The sequence below is a fragment of the Marinobacter sp. bablab_jr003 genome (genome assembly GCF_016464245.1).
Taxonomy (GTDB): domain Bacteria; phylum Pseudomonadota; class Gammaproteobacteria; order Pseudomonadales; family Oleiphilaceae; genus Marinobacter; species Marinobacter vinifirmus.
The window spans coordinates 1-3,788 of record NZ_JADARC010000006.1; the positions used below are offsets into that span (position 1 = coordinate 1).

Below are 3,788 nucleotides of genomic sequence, written 5' to 3' on the forward strand. Positions count from 1 at the left end.
GTTGTGAAAGAGCATGCAGGTTAGACTCGGACATGGCGTATCATTCCTCTGTTGGTTGTGATCTTGGCGGTGATCAACCAACAGGATACGCCACCCCTTCAGCCTGCTTCCATACACCAGAAATCACCATAACTCTCTATATCTTCAAGAAACCTGAGTTCCTTCCCACAGTTGGAGCACTTTGCCATAAGAACATCCTGTTTTTTTTGAGTTTCGACGAGACTAAGCTACAGAGATTTTTGAAAAATCTGAAGGTTGCTAAAACTAACCAGAACTTGAGCCTTTAGGTTGTTCACTTGGTCGATTCATACGCCTGCCTAACGCTGAGCACAGCGGCGATCTTGGAATGGCGACGAAGGAGCCTTGGAAAGGGCGTCCGGCGGCCATCGGCCGCGTACTGCTGCGACTTGTTAATTTAGTTTCGGGCTGCGCTATAGCTCAGACTGACAACCCGCCAAGTAGCACCATCCCACTCCCAGGTCTCGGAGAACGTGACTACCGGCCCTTGGGATTGACCTGAAGTGGTGTACCCCTGACCAGTGACTGTGGTGCTACTACCAGAATCCCGAATAGTTAACTCAGTATCGTTTTATTGCCCCCCTTGGGGAAACCAACTTCCATTACGCTTGGCTGACGAGATCGCGTCGATCTGGGATTTCTTAGATTGGACACCACGCTCGGTAGTGACCGTAAAATTGTCTGCCTGGACCCGAGCAAGGTACTCAACGTCACCTGCGAAAAAAGCGGAGTACCAGTTTTCTCGTACTTGTTTCAGATCTTCATGATGCATGGACTGTTCCCTGTCTTTAGAAATTAACGCCTGAGCTCAGTTGCGCCGGAGCGCGAAGCGCGGAGGGAACCCAAAACGCGCCAGCGTTTTGGGCGTCAACTGCAGCGATTTGTTATGCCGCATCTGCGACCTGCGCACATTGTTCGACTGCTTCGCCTGAGGTGCCATCTTCCAAGTGACGAAACAGCGTACCCGATGCGCCTTCTCCGCTGCCTTTTGTCCACCACTCCAGTCCGTGGCCAACATAGCGTGCTCCACTTCCCGAGACCGCGATTTTCATTTGGAGGCGGCGATCGTCGTAATCCACGACAGCTGTACTATCCGTGGGATATGACACCTTGATTGTTTGACCGCTTTCACACTGGTACTTGAAAGACAAGCTCGCATCGCTGGATTGTTTTGTGGAGGCGGCACCATCGGTCGATGGTTGCCCGCAACCGGCCAGGAAGACAATAAGAATAATGGACAAAAAACGCATGTTTCTAATCTCCTTGATTTGCGGCATAACGCTTGCAGCATGCGCGCCTACGGAATGGAGCCGAAGGCGCAATGTAGTAGGCGTCGCCGTGCCTGCACTTGTTAGATTTCAACTCTTTAATTTTCTACGAAGTATATTCGCCAAGGTAGACTTAGCTCTTTCCACAAACTGCTCTTCTGACTCATTGTCACCGGGCTTTCCAATAGAATCGCTTAATTCATTTAACACTTCTTCACTGGTCGCAATTTTTGCAACTTCAGAACTGAAGTCTTCTTTTTTTGAGGTCGAAAAACCACTAATTGATAGGTTTGTTAACTGGTTTCTTACCGAAAGCGCCAAACCACTTTGGGATGGAAGTTTATTGCTGCTTTCACCTTCTGTTAATAGAAAACCTTTGAGATCACTCATTTTTTTCTCCATCTTCTTTATTCGCTGATCGGTAATAAGCCTTAAAAAGCTCAGTAAACCCTTCTACAATTGCATCAATAATGCGTGCCTTGGTTGACTCAGGCAGCGAAGACCATAGATTTAAAATCCATGCCAGTATTCTTAAAAACCAATTCGACATTATTTAGAACCCCATTTCTTGATAAATCTAACGCCCTGAATAAGCCGCCGTTTTGGAGCGGCAGCGGAAAATCGGTCGGCTTTATTCACTTGTTATATTTCGCCCAAATCGAAGGGCAGTTCAAATTTTGCATGCTCTTCTATATCAGCGACGAATTCAGCCCAGTCATTTCTAACCACTCGCTTTGCAGTATAGTGAGCTGCCATTAGTGAGAATGCGCCTGCTACGGCGGCCAGATCAGATACAAATTGCCGCAACCTCTCCGAGTCATCTCGCCCATAAGACAAATATATTGCGTCGCGGTAGTTGGCCTTTCCTCGGTAGCGGAACGCTTGGACCAAGTAATTCACATGAGCTGGATTGAGCTTCGCATCACGCAGCGCCTTTGCTGCGTTGGAACGGAAACTAGTAAAACCGCCTTGCCGGTATTCGCGACTACTCTTGACCATTTCCTCAAGGCGCCATTGCTCATACTCGGCAGTTCCTTTCAAGTAGGAGTAGAGCGCACCGCGGGCCATATCTTCATCAGTTGGCTCCGTATTCAGATCGTGAGCATTACCTGCACGCAGCGTGCTCATGACTTGACGCACGTTGTTTGGCGTAATGCCGGAGATGCTCAGATCGAATGGGGGCACAGCTAATCCTGCACTTACAATTTCGGCCTGCCATACTTTTCCGGCTAAGGCGTGGGTTTGAGGATCGGTGCCAGAAGATGCCGCCAGCATGGCTTTTGCTGCGTAGTAGGTTGCGTAGTACCACGCAACAATTGCTGACCTGACAATGGGGTACGGATCTTCAATCGCTTCCATCGAATCAATGGCACTGACGTTATGCATCGACATCGTGAGGCATTCGTATGCCAACGCATCTGCTTGCTCATTGGCTTGGCGCCGCTGAGTACGCTGATAGTGCTGCCGCAGTTGCTGATGGGAGAACTGACCATCTATGAGGATGGCCAACCCCCTCATCCAATTCACTGTGCCCTGAAAAGCAAACCTAGGCTTTGGTTGATCAGCGTGCGTGAAAAGTTTGTTCAGAAGCCACATGATTAGCACCAAGAAATATAACGCCGCCAACATGCGCGGCTACGAAATGGAGGCGAAGCCGCAATGTAGTAGGCGTCGCCGTGCTTGGCCTTGTTACACCTCGTTTACGAAGAGATCCACTTAGAGAATCTTTGTTTAAACTTCGGTATATTGAAGCTTTTCCTAGAAACTGCATTTTCGTTATCAATTACTTCCTTGACCACTTTTATCAACTGATCTGAATAAGCATTATCTTTTACTTGCTTGTACTTAGCTTCGTAAGCCATAGCTAAGTAGTTTCTGGTAATGAACCATGTTTTATCTTTCTTGTTGTGAAGGTACTTCTTAGAATCTTCTAGAAAACGTATAGCCCGACCATGATCTTTACGGTTGTGCTGGAGAAATATTCCAAAAAGCATTAGTAGAGAAGCATGTGCAACCGTGCCAATTAGGTACATGTAGTCATACTCAATGGACTCTATTGCCTCTTCATAAGAGCTTTCTATTAAATCTAAATAGCTCTCATCATGTCTGTAGAATTTCCAGATTCCCTCCTTAAGAAGCCTTGCCTTCTGCAAAGCAACATACGGATGATTAGTTATAAACGAGTGATCATTAAATTCTTTAATATAGTTTTCGTAAGATTTTTTATCGTTTTTATGCACGCATTTAATCGCATCACCGTAAAGAGAAAATAATTCAGCAATTACGATCTTATCGATATAGTTTCTGGGCTGCCATTCTGTAACATTTTTATGCAGCGCCGAATTCTTTCCAAAAGTAGATTCTAGGGAGGGTCTGATTAACGCCTGATTTATCGCTGAATCGCTTTTCAACTCGAAAAAAAGCCATTCAAGCGCGATTTTGGCGTTATCACCCTCTGTTTTGTTCGATTTTTGCCTATTTCCCGCCGTTTTGGCGGAAAAC

The 3,788-nt window shown here is 46.7% G+C and carries 5 protein-coding genes; 1 reads left to right on the plus strand and 4 read right to left on the minus strand.

The genetic code is table 11. The annotated features are described in order from the left end of the window. Positions 1–287: hypothetical protein (locus tag H3Z84_RS16890; protein WP_206769058.1), on the plus strand; the 287-nt coding region annotated here is incomplete at its 5' end. Between the two features lie 615 nt (positions 288–902). Here H3Z84_RS16890 and H3Z84_RS00025 read toward each other — a convergent pair. The 4 genes from H3Z84_RS00025 to H3Z84_RS00040 all read right to left on the minus strand — a co-directional run. Further along, a complete protein-coding gene (locus H3Z84_RS00025) occupies positions 903–1,268 on the minus strand; it encodes an MliC family protein (protein ID WP_199455800.1) in 366 nt (121 codons plus the stop codon). A 108-nt stretch (positions 1,269–1,376) separates the two neighbouring features. Continuing rightward, entirely contained in the window at positions 1,377–1,676 is a 300-nt protein-coding gene (locus H3Z84_RS00030; protein ID WP_199455801.1) for a hypothetical protein, read from the minus strand. A 252-nt stretch (positions 1,677–1,928) separates the two neighbouring features. Further along, entirely contained in the window at positions 1,929–2,882 is a 954-nt protein-coding gene (locus H3Z84_RS00035) for a hypothetical protein (protein ID WP_199455802.1), read from the minus strand. Between the two features lie 104 nt (positions 2,883–2,986). Beyond that, on the minus strand, positions 2,987–3,788 hold an 802-nt coding region (locus H3Z84_RS00040; protein WP_199455803.1), incomplete at its 5' end, for a hypothetical protein.